Source organism: Bacillus sp. 165 (genome assembly GCF_017742235.1).
GTDB lineage: Bacteria > Bacillota > Bacilli > Bacillales > Bacillaceae_G > JAGHKQ01.
Genome location: NZ_JAGHKQ010000001.1, coordinates 439,336 through 461,556 on the forward strand (window position 1 = coordinate 439,336; position 22,221 = coordinate 461,556).

The window sequence follows — 22,221 nt, forward strand, 5'->3', positions numbered from 1 at the left end:
GAATGCATTCAAAAAAAGCATATTGCATTTTCTGTTGCTTTTTTCAAATAAGCAGCGTTGTTAGAATTGCCACAGTAGCAGACGAAAGCGGTACTGATGAGATGTTTTTATATCGCGACATATGTACTTTTTTCTTTAGTTTGTAACCTACTCCTATATACAAGAGTTCATTAGAATATGATAAAACCCTTCAGCGTTTAAACTGAAGGGTACTATAACATCCGAAGCCAGAATTTAGTTATTTTGCTATATGACAATAGGTTTCATATACTTGGAAGCCGATTTTTCTTAAAATCGGGTCTGAATGCCCTTTTCTTGCTTGGCAAGTAGCCAATGTAACTCCTCTTTCTTTAGCAACTTTTAATCTCTTATATACAAGATTTGAATAAATCCCTTTGTTACGATATTCCGGTAATACTCCTGATCCATGTAAATATAGAATAGAGCCATCACAACTATATCTAAAATTAGCGTATCCCACTGCATTTTCTCCATCACAGCAAATGATATATCCCGAGGTACCCTTGCTTGCTTTTATGTAATCTCTCCTTTGTTTCAAGAGCTCTTCTTCTAAGGAAGAGCTATAACCCCAAATTTTAGAACTTACTTTTACAAGTTGTTTAATCTGTTCATCTGTTTGTACTTCATAGTACGAAAATCCATTATTTAGTGAGGGAACTTCAAATGTATGTAGAGATAACGCAAGACCAGTGTATTGATCTATTGTTTGAAATCCAACTTGGTATAGTTGCTTTATAAGCGGTGTATTTGTTAAGGGAATCCACCATGAAAAAGATAATTCTCCATAAAACTGATGAACCTTTTGCAATGGTTCATCCAAATCATTTTGAAAGTTAAAACGAACTACTTTATTGGCATGTATACTGTTAAGGTTTTGATTTTTTATCATAATCAGTTCTTTTGTGTTAACAAATTCTACATCACTCGGAATTAGTTCAGGTGGATAGTCCCAATGATGAGATTCAATTGCTTCTATAATTGTAATATTGTCTAATTCTTGTATTGGTATGTGTTTCATAGTAATTCCCTTTCCTGGATGTCCAATTTTATTACTATTCGTTAAATATTTAGTAAACCCCTTTTGTATACTCTATTCATGTGAGGATAACATAACAACTCATTTTCGGAAGTTATATTTCTTTGTTGCTATTGCAATTAAGATAGCAATAATAAGTCCAGCAACAGCATCACTGATTACATCATTTTCAAACCTATTTGCAATAATGATAATAATGAAAACTGAAATTATAATTGAGTATCTTTTTTCTGCTAATAGTTTAAAAACGCCTCCTTGTATTAGATATAGGTTACCATAATCCTCGTTATCAGAAATATACAAAAAGCCATCCAGCAGATGACTTTGTTTTTGATTTCATACATATTGTCAAAAAACTAATACTTTAAGAAATAAACGTTGAGTAAAACTAAAATAATTACGGTACTAATGCCTATTATGATTTTTTTAGGAGTGTTTGGATGTTTTAACCATCTTGATCTGTTTTCTTTAGGTACCATTACAAGGTCTACCATTGTTAATATGATTGCACCTGCAATAAGTATAATATAAACCATTGAAATACTCCTCCTATAAGAAGCTATTATATAAATTTCACCATATAAAGGTGTATTAGTTTATTTCTTTTTTGGGACTTCTCTATACATATCCCATACATCCTTAGTTAACACAACGCCCATGATTAGTAGTTATTTTTGTTTTCGGTAAAATATATACGAAACTATGAATCCACCAATAAAAGAGGATGTAGCTATTCCTATTGCTTCATTCAAATTTTTAGAAGTAAATAATGTCACTAGGAATAATCCAGTAGCACATCCAAGCGGTGCTGATAATATGGTTCTATATTTCAACATCTGTACTTTCTCCCTCAATTTGTAATCTATCTTACTAAAAAATTCTACAAGCGAATCGTATTTCCTTTAAGTTAGATTTTCAATGAATATCCTATACATCCCCAGTTAACATAAGGTCTTATTAACAGTAGTGAATTATAACCTCCTAAAGAACTAGGGTTAAAAAACAGTATGGCTTTTATCTCCTTGACCTCAAATCAACTTGGATACTATTAAAGAGGATTTTACCAACCTTAACTAACAAGCTTTTGATCAAAAATATAATGAAAGCTCTACAAAAATAAAAAAGCATTGAAAAATAAACTTCAATGCTCTTTCTCCACTTCTTTAATGTAAAAATTTATTCTTTTCCTTCTGCATACCTGTCTCGAACTTCTTAAAAACATTTCCCCATCCTACAATAAAACTCACAACTTTTTGAATATCACCATTTACTTCCTCATTATCTACACGTATCGTGTAATACCCCTTCATAGCAAGAAACAACATCCGATTTACATCACACTCTTGCTGCTGTTTCTCTTTATGATAGGGTCCATCCACTTCAACTATAATCTTCGCCGGATGGAAATAGTAGTGAATCAGCCCATCGACTGTGCACTGATCAATTTTAGCTTGCGGATCAAAGTCAATTCCACGTTTCAGTAACTCCCCAGCCAAAAGTATTTCTTCCGGTGTCGGTTTTTTCAATACATTCTTCTTCATATAATAATAAGCTTGGTGACTCAAATACGATAACATGTTAGTTCTCACCTTTCTTTTTGAGAACCGCCTAAACCTCAGACGACTATGCATAAGACGGTTCTAGACCATTTTAGTCACCACGTTTTTGCCTTTGCATAAATGTCTGGCTGTTTCAAATTGCACACAAAGTGCACATAATTATTTAAATCATTTTATTCCATTGAATTCTATTGCATAAAAAACCAATCAACATCAGAATACATATAGATATTTAACTGTTTTATGCAGAAAATAATTCATTATCTTCGCCTATTCCTCTTGACAGGGTGGAGGTCGCTGGTTCGAACCCAGTCGGGATCATACTTTTTGAGAAGCGGAAACCCTTGATACATAAGGGTTTCCGCTTTTTCGTTACCCCTACATTTTCCAATGCATATTTTTGATTTTCTTCAAATTGCACAAAAACTGCACATTTATTTTTCATGTAAGAATTCCTCTTCAAAACGGGTCGCCGTTTTCCGTTGTATTTCTTGGTTTGTATGGGAGTAAAAATCCAGGGTGACAGCTACCCTAGAATGGCCTAATCGTTCTTGTACAACCTTCGGGTTTTCTCCCATAATCATCAAGATTGTGGCATGCGTATGTCGCAGACCATGAAATGTAATGTTAGGAACCCCGGCAACTTTAATCATACTTTTGAACGTTCGCAACAAGTTACGTGGAAATAAGGGGTTGCCTCTGTAAGTACAGACGACTAAATCATGATCAGCATACTCATGTCCTAACGTTTGCCGGATGGTTTCTTGCTTCCGCTTGTACTCCCTTAACTTCTCAACAACGAAGAGTGAAACATGAACATCACGCAGTGAGCTTAATGTTTTTAGTTCTTTTATATCTATTCCACTACTGGTTTGAACCAGATTTTCACGCACATAGATGACGCCGCGCTCCAAGTCGATATGTCTCCATTTAAGCCCTAATATCTCACCTCGACGCATACCAGTAAAAATTGCAAGTAAAAATGGAATTGCACAGTTTCTTTTTTCGCATACATCTAAGAATCGTTTCGCCTCTTCTTTTGTCCAAATTTCTTTAAGCTTCTTTTTAATGCAAGGTGCAGTTACTCCATCCATAGGAGTCTCCCGCAATATTTTCCATTTTAAAGCTTTCTGGAAAGCTTTACTTAACGTGTTGTGCATGATTTTCACGTATGCGGGGATAACCCTTCCTTCAACTTCTTGGAGTAAAACGTATCGATATCAAAGGCCTGTATGTCTTTTAGCAGATACTGTTGGAAGTAAGGTACAATACGAATATTTTTGAAAATCCCCTATATCTGAGTATATGACCTTCTTGCTAAATTAAGGAAGTTCTTTGTTGTTATAAATAAATAGCATGATCTCTATTCTTGTTATAAAATATTAATTGAATATTTTAAAATTTCTATATCAAAAATACAAACGAGAAAGCGAGGATTTTATGGCAACAAATGTAGTAATCATATTAGCATTCCTATTGTTTCCTGCACTTGTTATATGGCTATGCGCAAAATTTCCATTTTTAAACAAGATAGGAATCGTTTTGCTTTGCTATATCGTAGGTATGATTGTTGGCAATATCGGTATATTGCCGAGTAGCTTTGATAATGTGCAATCTTTGATGCAAGATGTAAGCGTTTCCATCGCTCTGCCATTGCTTTTGTTTTCGTTAGATGTAAAAAAATGGATTAAAATGTCTAGCACTGCTTTATTCTGTATGCTCCTTGCAATCATCGCAATTATTATAACAACCTTCGCACTTCAACTGACCATCGGGTCCAATGCACAAGATGGCTGGAAGCTCGCAGGGATGTCCGTCGCGGTTTATACCGGTGGAACACCAAATCTTGCGGCAATAAAGTCTGCACTGCAAGTATCAAACGCTACCTACATCCTCTTCAATACATACGATACGGTGTTTTCACTGATTTATATCTTTTTCATGGCTTCTGTAGCGAGAATATTTTTTCAAAAAGTATTCAAGTTGAAACCATACAAGTTCCTAGATAGAAAGGAAGGAACTGTTGCATCGGATATTAGCGATGAATCCATTGAAGCATACTTCAAAATGTTTAAACCTTCCATTTTAAAAGGCTTGCTTCTTGCTTTTTTCGTTTCTGCAACGATACTAGCCATTGCTGTTGTACTTGGAAGCTTGTTTCCGAAAAATTTTAGTACAGCCATCACGATACTGCTCATTACTTCTCTCGGTATTGCCTCTTCCTTTATTAGGCCAATACGGAGAATTAAATACTCCTTCCAGTTTGGTATGTATATTATTTATCTTTTTTGCTTTACCGTTGCTTCGATGACAAAGCTTAGTGTTCTTATCCATATTAACTGGGATATACTGTTGTACGTTCTCTTTTCCATTTTGGGAAGCGTGCTGCTCCACGCTCTCATGTGTAAGTGGTTTAAAATTGATTCCGATACTATGATTGTTACCTCGGTATCAGCAATGTGTTCTCCACCTTTTGTACCGGTGGTAGTAAACGGATTAAAAAATAAGGATGTTTTAATAGGTGGTCTTGTAACAGGTATTATCGGATATGCAATTGGAAATTATCTCGCCATTGCTGTGGCGATGCTCTACCGAGTTCTATTCGCATAACAGGACCATACCGTTTTATATGCAAAAATCAAAATTCAAGAAATGAGGTTGAAAACTATGAATTCATCTATCCCTGAAAAAGGCAGGCCATACGAAGAAATATTAGAAGAACTAGATAGGTTTGGCAAAGACGACCCTCTTTATAAAGAAGGAAAAACCTGGAGCCTAGTCTACTATCTAGATAAAGAATATACGAAATTTCTTGAAGACGCATATGCAAAGTATTTTTCGGCAAACGGATTAAATCCAACAGCATTCAAAAGCTTAAAAAGACTCGAAAAGGAAGTACTAAAATTTACTGCAGAGCTATTTCATGTCGATGACAATGCTTGTGGAGTTATGACTTCTGGAGGAACAGAAAGCTGCCTTTTAGCCGTGAAAACTTATAGGGACCTTGGTCGAGCAAAGGGCATTAAAAAGCCAGAGATGATTATTCCAGAAACGGCACACGTTGCTTGGGATAAGGGTGCCGAATATTTCGGCGTCAAAATACGACGAGCACCTCTTGCGTCAGACTATGGGGTAGATGTGGATGCTGTAAAAAAACGAATAAATAAAAATACCATAATGATTTTAGGTTCAGCTCCAGAATATCCCCACGGAATAATAGACCCTATTGAACAATTGGGGGAACTTGCTCAAAAGCACGACATCCCGCTACATGTGGATGCTTGCGTGGGAGGCTACATTCTTCCTTTTATTGAAGCTAATGGTACTTCATTGCCTTTGTGGGATTTTCGGGTGCCTGGTGTAACTTCTATATCTGCTGATATTCATAAATATGGATTTGCTGCAAAAGGAGCGTCATGCATTTTATATAGAAACATAGATTATTTTAAGTATCAAATTTTTGTTAATGAAGATTGGCCGGGGGGAGTGTTTGCTTCACCAGCATTATTAGGAACTAGACCAGGAGGAGCATATGCTGCGGCATGGGCAAGCATTCAAGCCAATGGCCGTGAAGGTTATATGGAGTTGGCAAGAAGGACAATGAATGCAGTAAACAAGCTTACGGAAGGAATTCGTGCTATAGACGGTCTGGACATTATCGGTAATCCGCAGGCTAGCCTTATTTCGTACCGCTCGACTAAACCAGATTTGAATATATTTGCTGTTGGAGATGTGATGGAACAGAAGGGCTGGCTGATTGACCGAATTCAGAGACCTGATGCCCTTCATGCTATGGTCATTGCATCACATGACAAGATTATTGACCAATATTTAGCTGATTTAAAGGATGCGGTAGCAACAGTGCTGGCTCACCCTGAATTAGGAGAAACAGGACAAGCAGCTACCTATGGAATGATTTCCCATATCCCTTTAAGAAAATTAGTAAAAAACCAAATTGCACAAATGTTTGCAAATTCATACAAACTTAACGCTAAGGAAATAGATTTGACTGATCATGAAGGACTTGCTCCTGGGACAGAGGCCACAGAGCATCCATCCAACAAAAAAGAAATCGTTCAGGGACTTTTAAATTGGTATGTAAAAAGGAAAATGAAACAAAAAAGTAATTAACACATAACATTTAGCACTACGGACTTAAATGTTTAGGAAAGCATTACTATACTAATAAAGCTACAATCTCAAGCGATATGTAGTGCAAAAACGTAGCAACTGTAGCAAACTTCGACTGCAGACTGATTTTGCTAGAATTCCCGCACCTATTACACAAAAATTGCACATAATAGATTCTTTACCCACTTTTAAAAAGTATGCCTAAAAAATATCCAACTAGCAGAGAACCAGCTTGTAAAAATATGTATAAAGACAATTATGAGTTACTTCATTATTGAAAAAGAGTGAACGCTTTGTTCACTCTTTTGATTTATATATTGTGTTACAATGCAACTGAATAGCATATGGGATTAAATACACTTTACATAATAATTGTATCGGGCTTTGCATTATTTCTAGCTATGCTTAACTATTGTTAAAAGCCACTTTATTTGAGTAATTAACCTTGGATTATTTGCATGGAAATTCAAATGTATTTTTTTCTAAATATATTGTTTCATCAGATGTTTTAATAATAATATCAAAGTGCTGGCTGTACGGATGCATAAACACTTCGTACTGAATGCGACGTTCTTCATGAGACTTTCTTAAATAATTGATATCAGTTCCCCTTTCAATAACATCACGATTCACCCTTCTCCTTAATTCCGTTTCACCATCTGTATAAAAATAAATTTTCAAGTCAAATAAATCTGGATTAATGAATGCAACACTCATTCCTTCTACAATCGTTACGTTGTTTTTTGGTGAAATTAACTTACTTTTCATATAATGTGTATCTATCGTATATAAATCTAAGCCGTCTCTAACCATCTGAATATCTCTTTCTAAAGAGGGCAAATGGTGTGCTGATGGATGGCAAGCCGTCATTTTATAACCATGATCTTCGTTTTGATATGTATAATGGATAATTGTATGCTTTCGTACATTCGAACTAATAATATATGGATCTGTATTAATATAATTCACTTCATTTTGGTTTAATAGGTTTACGAGCCTATCAGTAAACGTTGTTTTTCCAGCACCACCATGCCCTGAAATGCCAATAACAACCTGCTCATCAGTCATTCTGGTCCAACTTATGATTTCTTGTATTAACGTATCCATCATTCTCTCCCCTTTATTAACTATACTCTGCCCTTATTTGAATGAAACAAATATCAAAATGGCCTTTCTTTTTATTATACATAAATTAAAAAAGTGGTATGATTTCCCATCATACCACCACTATTTTCAAATAGCCTTATTTTTTAAATGACTGTATTATCCATTAAACAAATTTATCCTCACTGAACTTATCCTATCCCTTATTTCCCTTCCACTGAAATTCTACCTAATTCTCGTTGCAGCCGGCCAAACAAAATTAACCGATACATACGAAAATCAGCTCGCAGTGACCAGAACGGATGACCAAAAGTAGCTGGTTTGTTCCCCTCAATAAAAAAGTGGCTAAACCAAGCAAGTCCGTAAGCAATAACGGGTGCTAATAATAAGAACCAGACGCTCGTTACTATAGAGAGTATGATACATATAAATACAAAGGACGTACCAACAAAATGCCAAGCTCTTGTGGAAGGCTTACTGTGCTGAGATAAATAAAATGGCCAAAATTCCTCATAATCTCTAAACTTCATATTCTCCACTCCTCAATACAGCTTCTTATTGATAGATTTTATTCATATTACATGTTTTTGTTCAAAAGTATAATCATTCCTTTTGGAAATGTACTATACTGATTAAATGTTATCAAATTGCTTACCTTAATCTGTTTAGTTTTCTAAATTCAAATAGAAAATTGAACTACGGTTACTCTCTAGTTATTTCTATTCGCTTCTCCCCACTTCGTAATTTTGTAATAGTTTCCATCTCCTCGGTTATAATTCATGACAGCGTCAAGGTCGTGAAAATATCGATGAAGTTTTCGAAGATTATTCTTAGGAAAAAATCCTCCATTTGCCGTTTCTAGTTCTTTCGCTAATTTATAAATATCTTGAAAATCCTGCTGCAAATCTGAGTCCCCTTTATACTGTATTGCATCCAGTTTTTCCATAACCTGCTGTGCTGTTGAATGAACCTCATCCCAATCAGGATTATTAATTCTCCCCCATCCCGTCAATTCATTCAACATATGATGATAGGTTTCAATAAATCCCGTCGTAGATCCATATTCTATTAGCGATACTTCTTGTTCGTCCATACCTGGTTTTTTAGAAGTACTGCTTGGTTCTGTTGCTTGAATTGGTTTGTCACCGAAGACATAAGGTGTAACCGTATACGCACACCATGAAACCGCACCAACAATAATCGTCCAAAATAGCAACCAAATAACTTTATTTTTCACATCGTCAACCCCTTAGAACGTTTTAAGTAAGTATGTATGCTATTTCATTATAACGAAAAATACGAATATTTAGAAATAATTTCGTAAACAATTTGAGACAACTAATCTATGTATGTAGTCCCTATCATCAGCAAGTAGTATATATTTAAATATTTTATAAAAATTAAAAGATTACTACCATCAAGTTTGTCCAATCATAGTAATTTGATAGAAACAGGTTAATTACAATAAAATATAATCTTGCTCGTATTATACAGAAAACCCGAGCTGACTTTTCAAGTCAACTCGGGTTCATGGATTCCTTCAATGGCTTTCTTAATTCATTTTTTCCTCATTCCTACTCTTCTTATTTTCTATTCTTTGTAAAATCCCCATAGGAATATACGTAAGAATAAATACGATTACTGCTGCTATTTCAAGATTAATATAATACATAACGCCCTTTCCGAAAAATGTTAATAATGTTTTTGTTTGTGATGGATTCGCTAAGAAAAAAAAGTTCGTACCTAGCAGTTGATTCAAGAAAAAAACAGGCACGGCAATAATGTTCACGCTTACATAACTAAATAAAATAGCGTTTCTTGGCACTCTATAGCCTTCAAACAGAATAAAATACAATACAGCTAACGCGATAGCTGCATGTTGAAGAAAATATCTTACGAAGCGAAAATGAGGAAATTGGTAGATTAAATCCGGTGTAACCATGCTTAAAATGGGAGGAACAGTACCAATAAAGAATAACAACCAAAATGCTTTTTCATTGCTTTTTAAAAATAAGAATAATGCTAAAAAGGTACTGAGTGAACAGAGCTGGATAGGAAGATCACTAACCTGCCATTCTTTTGTTAATACAAGCCATACATGTAACGATATTTCACAAACAATCAAAAGATAAAATAAGGTCCATTTAATAATAGATTGATATGGTTTAAGCTTTTTGCTGTAATACATTAAAGCAAAATATGTGAAAAAAAATAGTACTACTGTAACAAGATGAGCCGTAGAGAATAATTCGAAATTACGCATTTCTGCAGGAGAAAACATGATGCCATCACCCCATCACATGGATTGAAGTGCAGTTTTGTATCATTGTATTCGATAAAATCAAATCTAGACTTTGTAGATTGAACTCTTCCTTACTTCATAAATTCTTGTAGTAAGTATTTTCGTCTATAAAAGAAAAAGGTATCTCACTACGTAGGAGATACCTTTTCCCCATCCATTAAGATTACTTTCATTGCCGAAGACCCTCTCCTGCAAATGCCCCCTTCTTTCTCATTAAAGGAGACACCATCTCATAAGCACGCAGAGCAAATTCAATGCATAGGCGTTGTTCCTGCTCTAAAAAATTTTCACCAAGCAGTTCTTCTAACTTTTCCAAACGGTGATACAGCGTTTGACGATGAATATATAAACGAGTAGCTGTTTCCTGCTTTGATCCTCGGCACTTTAAAAATTCATCTAACGTGCGAAGAAGTTCACTCTTATTCTCTCTGTCATACTGAAGGATTTTGCCAAGGTGAAGTGAAATAAAAGGAGAAAGCACTGTTTCTTCAGGTAGCACTGTAATTAACTGGTATACTCCTAAATCCTCATAAAACGGAATTATAGATGTGTTACGAGCACGGTTCACACGTAAAGCTTCACCTGCTTCATTAAAGCTTTGAATCACCTCGGTGACTTTCGTTCGAACCCTTCCAAAGCCTGCGTATATCTCAATATCCCCTGAAAAAGAGCTTCCTATAAAATGCTCCAGCTCCCGGATTGCATATACTAATGCTTGCTTTATTACTGCTGTAGAGTTCGATATCCCCTCTTGGATGACGAGCGCATATATCTCATCATTCTGTATTAAAAACAAGCTGGATAATCCTTTCTTTTTCAGGAGAGAACGCAATACAATTACTATGTCTTGATTTCTCGATTCTGCTTCTTTATCTCTCATTACACCCTTCTCTATTTCAATTATGCCACCAATAAACGAGTAAGAGTTTTTGCCGGAAAAACGCAGTCCCATTCTCTGCAAGGCTTGTTCTTCATCCTCTACATTATGTTGTAAAATATCCTTAATAAACTCGTTATGGCTTCGCAGTATTTGCTCTTCTAGAAATAATTTTCGAAGTAAAATATGAGCAACCGCTTTAGCAGTATACTCTAGTAACAAATATAAAAAATCCGTTTCTTCCTCTTGATGAAGAACAATACCAACATAGGCTAAAGTTTGTCCAAAACAAACGATAGGATAAGAAAGAACTTTCTTTTTCCCCATCATTACTATACTTTCCACTTCAACTGTTTTCTTTTGATAACATCGAATCAATCCCTCCGCATTTTCAGCAGAAAGAGACGGTACATATATATTAGGTTCATTTGTTGAATAATAAAGGATTTGTGCATTTGTATAGTCATGCAGTGCGTGCAGAATAGGTTGAGTATGTGTGGCCTGTAAGGTTATTTGCTGAAGGCGTCTGGAAAATGACTCTAGTTCTTGTAATATTTGATGCTGATGGTTAATGAGCAAAGAATGAATATCTTGTGTAATATCTACAAATCGAACCGTCTCTTGAAAAACAATAAGTGGAAAATCATTTTGATTGGCTAGTTCAATCATTTCTTCAGGTACTTTTTCTAGATAACTCCCTAGCTCTATACAAAGACCGGCTGCTCCTTGTTCAATAAGTTCCTTTATATATATCACACACTCCTGTTTATTTTGATGTAATCCAAGTCCCGTCGTTAAAATTAAATCATTAGCGTTCACATATGGTGCCGCAGTCGTGATTTCGAGAATATGCACCCAATTGACTCGGCGCAGTACTCCCCCTTCTCCAGCAATCACTATTGCGTGTTTAAATAAGGGTCTCTCTATAACCTCTTTTACCGCTAAGCTCCCAACATTTTTCACTCTATCCCTCCTTCACCATTATATTATGACACTCTGACAAACATTTCCTCTTTAACATCAGACAATCTGTATGATGAAAACCTATTATTACTAGCATACTATATACTTACACGTTATATTATTTAGAATTTTCATTAAATCATAAAGGCAGGTGCACTCTCCATGAGTAAAGAAATAATAAAAAAAACCTCTTTGTTAAACAAAGAAGAGTTATTGGAGAAAGACCGTCAATACGTTTGGCATCATATGTCCCCTCATAATCCTAATCCTATGATTCCTGTATCTGGTAAAGGAAGCTGGATTACGGATATCGACGGAAACCGCTATTTAGATGGAATGTCCGGTTTATGGTGCGTAAACGTCGGCTATGGACGCGAAGAAATTGCCGAAGCAGCAGCCGAACAAATGAAAACACTTGCCTATTTTCCCATGACCCAAAGCAGCGTACCAGCCATTAAACTTGCCGAAAAATTAAATGACTGGCTTGGTGGGGGGTATCGTATCTTCTATTCCAACTCCGGTTCTGATGCCAACGAAGTTGCATTTAAAATCGCTCGTCAATATCATCATCAAAATGGCGAACCTTCTCGTTACAAATTCATCTCCCGTCATCGTGCCTATCACGGAAACTCCATGGGCGCACTGAGTGCAACAGGTCAAGCCCATCGCAAAGTAAAATATGAACCCCTAAGCACAGGCTTCCAACATGTCGCACCACCCTATTGTTACCGCTGTCCATTTGGTCAAACATACGGTTCATGCCAGCTTGAATGCGCCAAAACATATGAAGACGTGATTAATTGGGAAGGGGCAGAAACAGTAGCTGGTATTATTTTAGAGCCGGTCATTACGGGCGGCGGTGTCATTGTACCCCCACCGGAATATGTAACTGCTGTTCGTAATATTTGTGACAAATATGGTGTATTGATGATTGTAGATGAGGTAATCTGCGGATTTGGCCGCTCCGGTAAAAAATTTGGCCATCAAAACTTTGGTGTAAAGCCAGATATCGTAACTATGGCCAAAGGCCTTACAAGTGCATACTCCCCTCTTTCAGCTACCGCTGTTCGAAGTGAGCTGTACGATGTATTTATGAAACCTGGAAACGACAGCCATTTCCGGCACGTGAACACATTTGGCGGAAACCCAGCCTCTTGCGCTATTGCTCTTAAAAACTTAGAAATTATCGAACGGGAAGGATTGATTGAACGAGCAGCTCTGTTAGGCGCAAAACTGCGAAACAAAGTAAATGTTCTACTTCAGCATTGCCACGTTGGCGATATCCGCAGCTTCGGCTTCATTGTAGGCATTGAGATGGTAGAAGACAAACAAAGCAAAACTCCGGCATCCGCTGATAAAGTCCAAACTATTATTACAGAATGTAAAAAACGCGGACTGATTGTCGGAAAAAACGGAGATACCGTACCAGGGTTTAATAATATTATCACGCTCTCCCCCCCATTCACAACAACTGACGAAGATCTCGATTTCATTGCCAATACACTGATAGAAGCTTTTTCTCTATTATAGCTTTATTAGAGGGAATTTCTTTTATATCGGTGGAGTCACGGATTTATCGGCAGGGCTCACATTTTATCGGTGAAACTGCCATTTTATCAGCAAGACTCTCGTTTTATCGGCGACACCACCAATTTATCGGTATAGCTTAAGTTTTATCAGCAACCATCCGATTACTAAAAAGAGGTGAATCTATATGTCAGTGGAAACAAATGTACACACAGTAAAAAATTTTATTGGAGGTCGCTGGATCGAAGCATTAGGCGCACAATTCCTCCCTGTTCCTAATCCTGCCACAGAGGAGGTGCTTGCGTATGTCCCTTTGTGTAATCGCGATGACTTAAATCAAGCAGTTGCTGCCGCCAAAAAAGCATTTCCAGCGTGGAGTAAAACTCCTGTTCCACGGCGTGCTCGTATTCTATTTAAATATCAGCAACTTCTGATAGAACATTGGGATGAACTTGCAAAGCTCATTACAATCGAAAATGGCAAAAGCTATAAGGAAGCACACGGCGAAGTGCAACGCGGTATTGAATGTGTAGAATTTGCTGCAGGTGCCCCTTCTCTTATGATGGGTAAACAGCTTCCTGATATTGCCACGAATATGGAATCTTCCATGTATCGTTATCCTGTTGGCGTAATCGGTGGCATCACTCCGTTTAACTTCCCAATGATGGTACCGTGTTGGATGTTCCCGCTCGCAATTGCATGTGGAAACACCTTCATTTTAAAACCATCTGAACGTACACCGCTCCTTGCAAATCGGTTGGCAGAATTGATTACACAAGCCGGTTTGCCAAGCGGAGTTTTAAATATAGTGCATGGTGCCCACGATATCGTGAATGGCTTATTGGAACACCCAGACGTTCCAGCCATCTCCTTTGTCGGCTCGCAGCCTGTAGCGGAATATGTGTACAAAACAGCTGCAGCAAATGGAAAACGCGTTCAAGCGTTAGCCGGCGCAAAAAATCATAGCATTGTTCTGCCCGATGCTAATTTAGAAGATGCAGTAACCCAAATTATCAATGCTGCTTATGGATCTGCCGGTGAGCGTTGCATGGCTTGTTCAGTTGTTGTAGCAGTCGGTGACGTTGCTAATCCTTTAATTCAAAAGCTGCAGGAAAAAGCTGATACTATTACAATTGGGAACGGCTTAGAAGATGATGTATTTCTCGGCCCCGTTATACGTAAAGAACACCGTGAACGTACGGCGCGCTACATTGAAATAGGGCAAGAAGAAGGTGCTTCCTTGCTACGAGACGGGCGAAAAGACGAAGCATACGGACAAAAAGGGTATTTTATCGGTCCCACTATTTTTGACCATGTTAAACCGACCATGAAAATTTGGAAAGAAGAAATCTTTGCACCTGTTTTGTCCATTGTTCGTGCAAATTCATTAGAAGACGCTGTTACTTTAACTAACAAATCTGATTTTGGCAACGGAGCTTGCTTATTCACAAACGATGCCCGAAGCATTCGTTATTTCCGAGAGAATATTGAAGTTGGCATGCTAGGAGTCAATATCGGTGTTCCCGCCCCCATGGCCTTCTTCCCATTCTCTGGCTGGAAAAACTCTTTTTACGGAGACCTGCATGCCAACGGATCAGACGGTGTTGAATTTTATACAAGACGCAAGATGATTACGAGCCGGTTTGAATAGAAAAAAGCGCGGATACTCTCCGCGCTTTTTTCTAAACGATAGATTGAATCTATTACTCATAAAAGATAACACTATAGTTTGTTTATAATTCTTCCCTTTACAATTCCAACCATATATGCTTATATAAGCATATATTTAAGATATTCAAATTACATATAAAGTAAGCAAAATAAAGTATTGAGACTTCTATTGAAACAAAAGAGACTACATAGCAAACGGGGGATTATTTTGGGGAACACAACTTCAATGTTAATTGAACACATTATCAATGGATTTCATTTCTTATTGGTCCTTATTCTGTTCATATTGACATTAACTGGACTCGACTTCGTAGAACCACTATACAACTTTCTTGATAACAGCAATAAAGACGGACTATTAGCTATTTTTATCTTATTCCTTCCTTTCGTTTATACACTAGGCTTAATCATGGATAACTTTGTAGACGACGTTATATTTAAACGTAAAGAACAACAAATCAAAAGCAGTATCCTAAAAGATTCCGAATCAGCCCGAAAGCTTATTTTATTATCTGGAGACGACAATCAAGGACGTCAGCTGGACTATATTCGAACAAAAATTCGAATTACGCGTTCCACCACTGTGAGCTTTGCGTTAATCACATTCTTATCCTTAGTGTTTACTGCAACTCGATTGGCACCTCCTGTCCTTCAACAAGAACACCTTTCTCTTCTTTTATGTGTGGAGCTTCTAATTGGACCTTCTCTAACACTATTAGGCTACTGGTCTTGGAAAAAGAATACGGAAACATTCTGCCGTCGTGTTGCCAATGGATTTGCAATCCTGGAACAAAGAAATGAGTACAACAATAAGACAACCGTAGGGAAGTAACCTATGGTTGTCTTGTTTGTGCCTCTATTCTTATCATTAAAATTCTATTATAAGTTTATTTTAAATAATGTCTCCAAATCCTTTTTCCCATTCATCTCTTGGTATATCCTCCACAGGTACCGGCATAGAGAAAAATTTTCCTTGTCCATATGAAATACCTAATTCTAGGCAGCCCTCTAATTCAAACTTATTTTCAATTCTTTCTAATATAAATTTCTTTTTTTGAGAATTTCCATATTTCTTTCGTACTGCATTTGGTCCGTATTCAGCTATATCATGTTTGCGAACCTTTATATAATCGGGCTGCAATTCCCCAACCTCGTCTAAGCTTTTAGCAGCACCTCTTCCAAAATCATCTAGTGCAATCTTAAAATCTCGATATTCCTTTGTAAGCTGCAAGTATTCGTAGACGTTCTCTTTAGAGGTATATTCCGTAAATTCTACTGTTAACGGCAAATTACTGGACTTCAATATTTTTATACATTCTTCTATAGCTGTTGGAGAAAGATCGGACTCTAAATTAAAAAATGCTCCTATTTTACAATAAGGCTTGATGGCACCAGCTACTTCCACCAGCTTTTCACAAGTCAATAAAGTCAATTCTTCTAAAAGTCCTGTCTTTCTTGCTAATTCAAACATAGTATTAGGAGGATATAAACAAAATGCATCTGCTCTGCTCAACATCTCAACCGCTTCAATTTGTCCATTTTCCAAATTTACAATAGGCTGAGCTACTAAATATAGATCCTTATTTTGTATCACTTCTTGCAGTAAAGCAAATTGTTGTTTGTCAAATGCTTCCGGCCATTTGAGATGAACGAGATTGTCTTTTTGCATTTGCTTATGATGATCAATCCCTAGTTTGTGTAATAAATATTTGAGATTGTAAGCAGCATATATAAACGAAGCAAACCTTTTACTATCATCCTTTGTTTTTCGTAAAAAATTAAATCCTGCACAAATACCGGCCAGATAGTAAGAGCCCATTAAATCCCGTTTTATAAACTTTCGGGATAATCCTGTTTTTATATAAAAATCATTATATAATGCTGGGATCATTCCTTGCAGCGGACCTGAATCGGCCAAATTTAAATGCTTGATTGTTTCTATTTTTCCATCTTCGCTTTCGCTTACTTTGATAAACTTTTCACTCAGTCCTTCACATATATCTCCCCAGATTCTGTTCCAATGCAGATGGTGCTTTTCCCCCATATAATCCATCAGTAAATGCAGCTCTAAATATCGTTCATCATAAAAAATGTTAACATCCTCTCTGAACAGAGCAAAATCAATAATTGACACTTTTTCTTCAGAAATAATAATGTTATTTCCATGCAAGTCACCATGACTATACCCCAGCATGGAAGAAATCTTTATGCCTTTCCATAATTCAGGGACATTAAAAAACACTGCAGGGTTAGGCAATAAATCACCATTAAAATAAAAATAATCAAACTCATCTTGATCTGTTAAATTATTATGTATGTTATTAAGAGCCTTAAAAAACTTATCGTCAAGCGCTTTTTCTGGGCCAAGTGTTTGTTTCATCAGTTCAATCGGTGTATCTTTTTCTATCTTTTTCTTTAATCCTTTATTCCATCCATACATAAAAGATGAAATCTGCTCGTATACACTGCTTCCCTGATAATAATTATTTAATATCGCCTGATTTAGCGTTGTGCTATCATCACTTAGTCCCATAAATTCATAAATGATGCCTTCTCTTCCATCACCTATTTCCTTTCTTTCAATGATTTTTGGGATAAAATCTCCATACGCACAATCTTCTAATATTTGAATGGCTCTTTCATGATGAAGAGCTTCTTGCTCTGCAGCCACATCATTTCTTCCTATCTTTAATATGGCTGGTTCATATCCTTCATTGCGTAGAAAAACACTCAGTACATATGCTCCTGACTTTCCTCCGAAAATCTCTCTATCAAATTCTGGATCACATTCAAATCCAAATTGATCAATAAGGGATGCAAAATAGGATTCTCCACGAACTTGCACGAAAATCACTCTCCTTTTCAACAATATAGTTTTATAGATAAAGAACAACATGAAAGAAATATATCTTTATTCCTAATATAAGGATATTATACTTAACATTCCGATAGCTATAAATAAATTTCTCGTCTTTAATAAAAACCTATTCTGCTTAGTCATCTTCTCCCCATATCGCTAATGGAAATATCATCCTGCAACTATCTTATTAACTGTAAGCGCTACCCTACGTTATAATCAATGTGGATTTATAAAACGAAAGAATAGAAAGGGATTGAATTGAAACGATGAAATGTCTTTCCATTGATTTAGACGGTACTTTATTGAATTCTCAACATGATATATCTATAGAAAGCAAGAAAACCTTACAAGAATTACAGGAACAAGGATATGAGATTATTCTAAACACAGGCCGTGCTTATGCAGATGTAGTAAAAATAAACGCGATTCAAGACATGAATGTTCCTATTTTCTGTGTGAACGGTTCTGTATTGTATTCAAAAACAAATGAGCTGTTGTACGAAGCAACTATTTCTATCCCTACTTATAAACACGTCTTCACTGCTTTAAAAAAACTGGGTGTAGGCATTCTCGTCTATACGAATTACGGCGGTTTTCCATCTACTTTGCCGCCGCTGCATCATAAAACTAAAGAAGAGCTGAACACATTGTTCCAAACATACAATTACGATAGCATTCTAGAAAAAGATAATCTTAAAATCTATAAGCTTATTGCTTTAGTCCATCATGATGAATTGGATCAAATTGAAGAAGTAAAACAGACACTAGCTGATAAATACGATATTTCCATGGCTTCTTCATTTCCTAATAACGTAGAAATCACATCAAACGAAGCGCAAAAAGGAAAAGCATTATTACGTTACCAACAGATGATGAATGTATCCTTTGAAGAGATTTATGCTTTTGGAGATGGCGGTAATGACCTTGCTCAATTTGAAGTCGCCACCACTTCCATTGCAATGGGAAATGCTCCTTCGTATATTCAACAGCAAGCGGATATAATAACAAAGACAAATGACGAAGAGGGATTCTCCTATGCAGTACGTCATCTTTTACAGTTACTACACTCGGAAAAAACAGTGCCTATGATGTAACATTTTTTATTGAATAGTATGCCCCTATGTTACAATGGAAAAAACGAGGAAAACGGCGGGGATTCTATGAAAAAATGGGTATCAGCAATAGCAAAGCGGAATTTCTTACAATGGTTTTTACAGGAACATAGACTTAAAAGTACAGACGGACGCAGATTGCTAGAGTTTATTTTGAATAAGCCTCATATTTTGGAGCATATTTCGTTTACGGAAAAGCTTAAACCAAATGAAAAAACAATTATCATTTCCAGCATGAATTCCGATCAAATTGGCTTTGCCTTTCACTATAATCAATACAAAACAACCGATATATCAAGAGCATTAAGTGAACTCTCCTCTAATCCATCCGGCAAAGTCAATCTTATTTTGCATTTTTACGGAAAAATGTTGAACCATCGCTATCTGCAGCTCATTGAAACATCTGTTTCTGATAATATAAAGCAATATGAACGGTACGAACGGCAGTCGAAAGAAACGGATACCGTTATTACTCAAGCAATGCTGGCAAAAGAGAAAGAACATATCAAAAAACAAATTGATGACGCTCTCGACCAAAGAGATGAACAGCTCTTCAAAAAGCTAGTTGCCAGACTGCATGAACTAGATAAGCAAGGATAATTACAAAAAACGGAGCCCACGTATCATGGCTCCGTTTTTTAATTACATTTCATATATTGAATAATTGTTCCGAATTGACGTATTATCGCTTCGAAATTGAAGATAATTGCTCCGAATCGAAACTTAATTGCTCCGTAATACCATATAATTGCTCCAAACTTCGTCAGACTGTGCTGCTATCTTCGATACTTTCCGCTAATTCCTAAATACCCTTTTACTAATTCAATTGTTTCAGGTGCCCGTAGACGCCCCATCGTATAAGGCGCTAGTGCTTCTGTACTCGTAATCGGAGCACCAACCCACATAATTGTATCATCAATCATAATAAAAGGAGCCTGTAAATCCATAGCTACTTTACGGATTCGGTTTCCTACTTTCTCACCTGGCGTATACACTGTAACAGGTACAGTTTGACTTGCATGCTTCAATTCCGCTAACAGCTTTCCGTTCATTACGCTCATATCACAAACAGAGACGATCACACTTTTCTTGGCATTCCTTATGTCTTTATACACATACTTCGATTCACTCGCTTCTTTGCTTGAAAACCAGCGCAGCTTCTTCGCAGCCACGTCTTGTAAAAATCCCTCATAATGCTCATACCGATTCGAAATGCGAGACTGCTCATACATATGATTCGTTAACTGAGAAATCGCAAGCTTCCTTGATAACCTCGCTTTGCTGTACTGGACATCAACTACTTCAATAAACTTTCCGCGCGCTCGAGTAACTGCAACATTGATAAGACGATTACTGTTTTTATTAAACAGCAGTACACCTGGCTTCTCCTGCGGATATCCATCTGCCACATCAAAAATTATCGCATCTCGCTCCGATCCTTGAAAGCGATGCACCGTCGAAATTGTAATCGCCTTCTGAATCTTTGAATCGATGACAATTTCGCGTAAGCAAGCAGATAAAAAACGAGCCTGTGCTTTATATGGGGTAATAATGCCAACAGATTCCATCCCCTCCTGCACAGCCAATACGCCAAGCTGTAAGCTCATGAGTCCCGAAAGAATATTATATCGGGAACGCGAGGACTCTTCTGTTAACGCATATGCTCCCATCTTAGATATATCAACAAGCATCGTCGCTTTTTCAGGAAATGGACCCTTCTTGGCAATTTCACTTCGCTTCGACGCATTCTTATGGTCTGTTACTTTGCCACCATACATAAACGAGTTCGTGAAGCTTGAAATATCAGGATGCATCCGCCTCTGCTCCTTCAGCATATATAAATGAGGATGCTTTCCACCGTTATTCACCTGTTCTACAATACCAACATGATAAAAAATATCCTCCCGCATCCACTTATCCACAAGCGGATGATTCGCCATCGCAATCGGCGGCAGCTGCTTAAAATCACCGCACACAACGATACGCTTTCCAAGGGACGCTGCAAAAGCAAGCTGCGGCACATACGCCATACTCACTTCATCAACTACCACTAAATCGTACGAACGGCTATGCAAAAGCGGATCTACCGCGCATTTCGTAAGAGTTGCTCCCACTACTTTCGCTTGCTCGGCATGCTCTCCTTCGAGCCCTTTCATCGTACCGCGCATTTTCTTTAATGCCTTGCGTAATTCGCTCAGCTCTTTTTCATCCTGACGCGTCATGGTTGCTTTCTCTTTTAAATATCTTCGTCGCTCTTCCAGCTCTTCCCGTTCACTTCTCACACCCGGATGCTTGTATTCTGCCAACTTAGAAGATAGTAACGATGGATGTGATAACACCTCTTCATCGTTACTATAACCATAGCGGATTACCTCACCGTCTTTCCACTTTCCATGCTGCTGAAGCACCTTCGCCACTTCGAGCATCAACACATCCACTGCGGCGTTACTGTGCGCCATTACAAGAACCTGTTTTCCTTTTAACGCATGCTGCGCAATAACACGGGATAAATTATAAGTCTTCCCTGTTCCCGGCGGGCCCCACACATACGTTGTCGCATTATAATACGAACGATAAATAAGCTCCATACTCGCTTTTTTCATTTTTTCAGCATGTCTTACTTCACCGTCACCACTCATCAAATGCTGGACCCGTTTCATTCTTTTAGAAGATTTTTTTATTTCATCTAATCTGTCTGCCAGTTCTTCTAAGAGCTGCCACGGTTCACTAAACAACTTTGCTTCCTTTACTTCTTCACCCACATAACTCTCAAGCTTTAGTTCAATATCAAACCCTTCAACTGCCAGCACTTCACCATTTACTGCTGTATCTCCAATCTCCAAACGCACAGGTGTGTCACTTGGAAAGAATACTTCCGTTACAAGCTGAAAAACATAAACTGATGCATTGATATCTCTATATAAAAACTTACCATTTGTAATCGTATATCCAGCCCCGCCCCTGTTTTTTAAATGTTTTACCTCTTCTTTTAGAGCGATTTGCCATTCTTTTACCGTTGATAATAAGCTCATAATGTATATAAAATAACTCCTTTATT

At 37.1% G+C, this 22,221-nt stretch carries 18 protein-coding genes; 7 read left to right on the plus strand and 11 right to left on the minus strand.

The annotated features are described in order from the left end of the window. Positions 1 to 238: 238 nt before the first annotated feature. The 4 genes from J7Q84_RS02375 to J7Q84_RS02390 form a co-directional block, all read right to left on the minus strand. On the minus strand, positions 239 to 1,039 hold the full coding sequence (locus J7Q84_RS02375; protein ID WP_209092782.1) for a GNAT family N-acetyltransferase: 801 nt from the start codon (positions 1,037 to 1,039) through the stop codon (positions 239 to 241). Positions 1,040 to 2,220: 1,181 nt separating this feature from the next. After that, positions 2,221 to 2,634: an endonuclease domain-containing protein gene (locus J7Q84_RS02380; protein ID WP_209092783.1), complete on the minus strand. Its 414-nt coding sequence runs from the start codon at positions 2,632 to 2,634 to the stop codon at positions 2,221 to 2,223. A gap of 223 nt (positions 2,635 to 2,857) precedes the next feature. Continuing rightward, positions 2,858 to 3,061, minus strand: a complete 204-nt coding sequence (locus tag J7Q84_RS02385) for a hypothetical protein (RefSeq protein ID WP_209092784.1) — start codon at positions 3,059 to 3,061, stop codon at positions 2,858 to 2,860. Next, positions 3,051 to 3,710 carry a site-specific integrase gene (locus J7Q84_RS02390; protein ID WP_209092785.1) on the minus strand — a complete coding sequence of 220 codons (660 nt, stop codon included), beginning with the start codon at positions 3,708 to 3,710 and terminating at the stop codon, positions 3,051 to 3,053. The genes J7Q84_RS02385 and J7Q84_RS02390 overlap by 11 nt, the downstream gene beginning before the upstream one ends. A gap of 346 nt (positions 3,711 to 4,056) precedes the next feature. Here J7Q84_RS02390 and J7Q84_RS02395 point away from each other — a divergent pair, with 346 nt between their 5' ends. Together J7Q84_RS02395 and J7Q84_RS02400 are read left to right on the plus strand one after the other, a co-directional pair. Beyond that, entirely contained in the window at positions 4,057 to 5,226 is a 1,170-nt protein-coding gene (locus tag J7Q84_RS02395) for a DUF819 family protein (RefSeq protein WP_209092786.1), read from the plus strand. A gap of 57 nt (positions 5,227 to 5,283) precedes the next feature. Beyond that, positions 5,284 to 6,747 carry a pyridoxal phosphate-dependent decarboxylase family protein gene (locus tag J7Q84_RS02400; RefSeq protein WP_209092787.1) on the plus strand — a complete coding sequence of 488 codons (1,464 nt, stop codon included), beginning with the start codon at positions 5,284 to 5,286 and terminating at the stop codon, positions 6,745 to 6,747. Between the two features lie 450 nt (positions 6,748 to 7,197). On the opposite strand, the gene J7Q84_RS02405 is transcribed toward J7Q84_RS02400, so the two are convergent. From J7Q84_RS02405 to J7Q84_RS18655, 5 genes are all read right to left on the minus strand, one after another. Then, positions 7,198 to 7,854 carry a uridine kinase family protein gene (locus tag J7Q84_RS02405; RefSeq protein ID WP_209092788.1) on the minus strand — a complete coding sequence of 219 codons (657 nt, stop codon included), beginning with the start codon at positions 7,852 to 7,854 and terminating at the stop codon, positions 7,198 to 7,200. Between the two features lie 200 nt (positions 7,855 to 8,054). Continuing rightward, positions 8,055 to 8,381, minus strand: coding sequence for an Mpo1-like protein (locus J7Q84_RS02410; RefSeq protein WP_209092789.1), 327 nt, complete (start codon positions 8,379 to 8,381; stop codon positions 8,055 to 8,057). Positions 8,382 to 8,560: 179 nt separating this feature from the next. Further along, positions 8,561 to 9,088, minus strand: a complete 528-nt coding sequence (locus tag J7Q84_RS02415; RefSeq protein ID WP_209092790.1) for a hypothetical protein — start codon at positions 9,086 to 9,088, stop codon at positions 8,561 to 8,563. 315 nt (positions 9,089 to 9,403) lie between these two features. Further along, a complete protein-coding gene (locus J7Q84_RS02420; RefSeq protein ID WP_209092791.1) occupies positions 9,404 to 10,132 on the minus strand; it encodes a YwaF family protein in 729 nt (242 codons plus the stop codon). 190 nt (positions 10,133 to 10,322) lie between these two features. Then, complete coding sequence (locus tag J7Q84_RS18655) at positions 10,323 to 11,993, minus strand: PucR family transcriptional regulator (RefSeq protein WP_209092792.1); 1,671 nt, start codon at positions 11,991 to 11,993, stop codon at positions 10,323 to 10,325. 162 nt (positions 11,994 to 12,155) lie between these two features. Here J7Q84_RS18655 and J7Q84_RS02430 point away from each other — a divergent pair, with 162 nt between their 5' ends. The 3 genes from J7Q84_RS02430 (at position 12,156) to J7Q84_RS02440 (ending at position 16,023) form a co-directional block, all read left to right on the plus strand. Then, entirely contained in the window at positions 12,156 to 13,523 is a 1,368-nt protein-coding gene (locus tag J7Q84_RS02430; RefSeq protein ID WP_209092793.1) for an aspartate aminotransferase family protein, read from the plus strand. 184 nt (positions 13,524 to 13,707) lie between these two features. Then, entirely contained in the window at positions 13,708 to 15,171 is a 1,464-nt protein-coding gene (locus tag J7Q84_RS02435) for a CoA-acylating methylmalonate-semialdehyde dehydrogenase (RefSeq protein ID WP_209092794.1), read from the plus strand. A gap of 228 nt (positions 15,172 to 15,399) precedes the next feature. Beyond that, on the plus strand, positions 15,400 to 16,023 hold the full coding sequence (locus J7Q84_RS02440) for a hypothetical protein (RefSeq protein ID WP_209092795.1): 624 nt from the start codon (positions 15,400 to 15,402) through the stop codon (positions 16,021 to 16,023). A 60-nt stretch (positions 16,024 to 16,083) separates the two neighbouring features. On the opposite strand, the gene J7Q84_RS18660 is transcribed toward J7Q84_RS02440, so the two are convergent. After that, the gene (locus J7Q84_RS18660; RefSeq protein ID WP_209092796.1) at positions 16,084 to 18,036 is read right to left on the minus strand and encodes an EAL domain-containing protein; all 1,953 of its coding nucleotides are present in this window, start codon (positions 18,034 to 18,036) and stop codon (positions 16,084 to 16,086) included. 281 nt (positions 18,037 to 18,317) lie between these two features. Between J7Q84_RS18660 and J7Q84_RS02450 the strand changes: the two genes are divergently transcribed. Beyond that, positions 18,318 to 19,145: an HAD family hydrolase gene (locus tag J7Q84_RS02450; RefSeq protein WP_209092797.1), complete on the plus strand. Its 828-nt coding sequence runs from the start codon at positions 18,318 to 18,320 to the stop codon at positions 19,143 to 19,145. A gap of 66 nt (positions 19,146 to 19,211) precedes the next feature. Further along, positions 19,212 to 19,763 (plus strand): YpiB family protein, encoded by a 552-nt coding sequence (locus tag J7Q84_RS02455; protein ID WP_209092798.1) that lies wholly within the window; start codon positions 19,212 to 19,214, stop codon positions 19,761 to 19,763. A 176-nt stretch (positions 19,764 to 19,939) separates the two neighbouring features. Here J7Q84_RS02455 and J7Q84_RS02460 read toward each other — a convergent pair whose 3' ends face one another. Next, on the minus strand, positions 19,940 to 22,195 hold the full coding sequence (locus tag J7Q84_RS02460; protein ID WP_209092799.1) for an AAA domain-containing protein: 2,256 nt from the start codon (positions 22,193 to 22,195) through the stop codon (positions 19,940 to 19,942). Between the last annotated feature and the right edge of the window lie 26 nt (positions 22,196 to 22,221).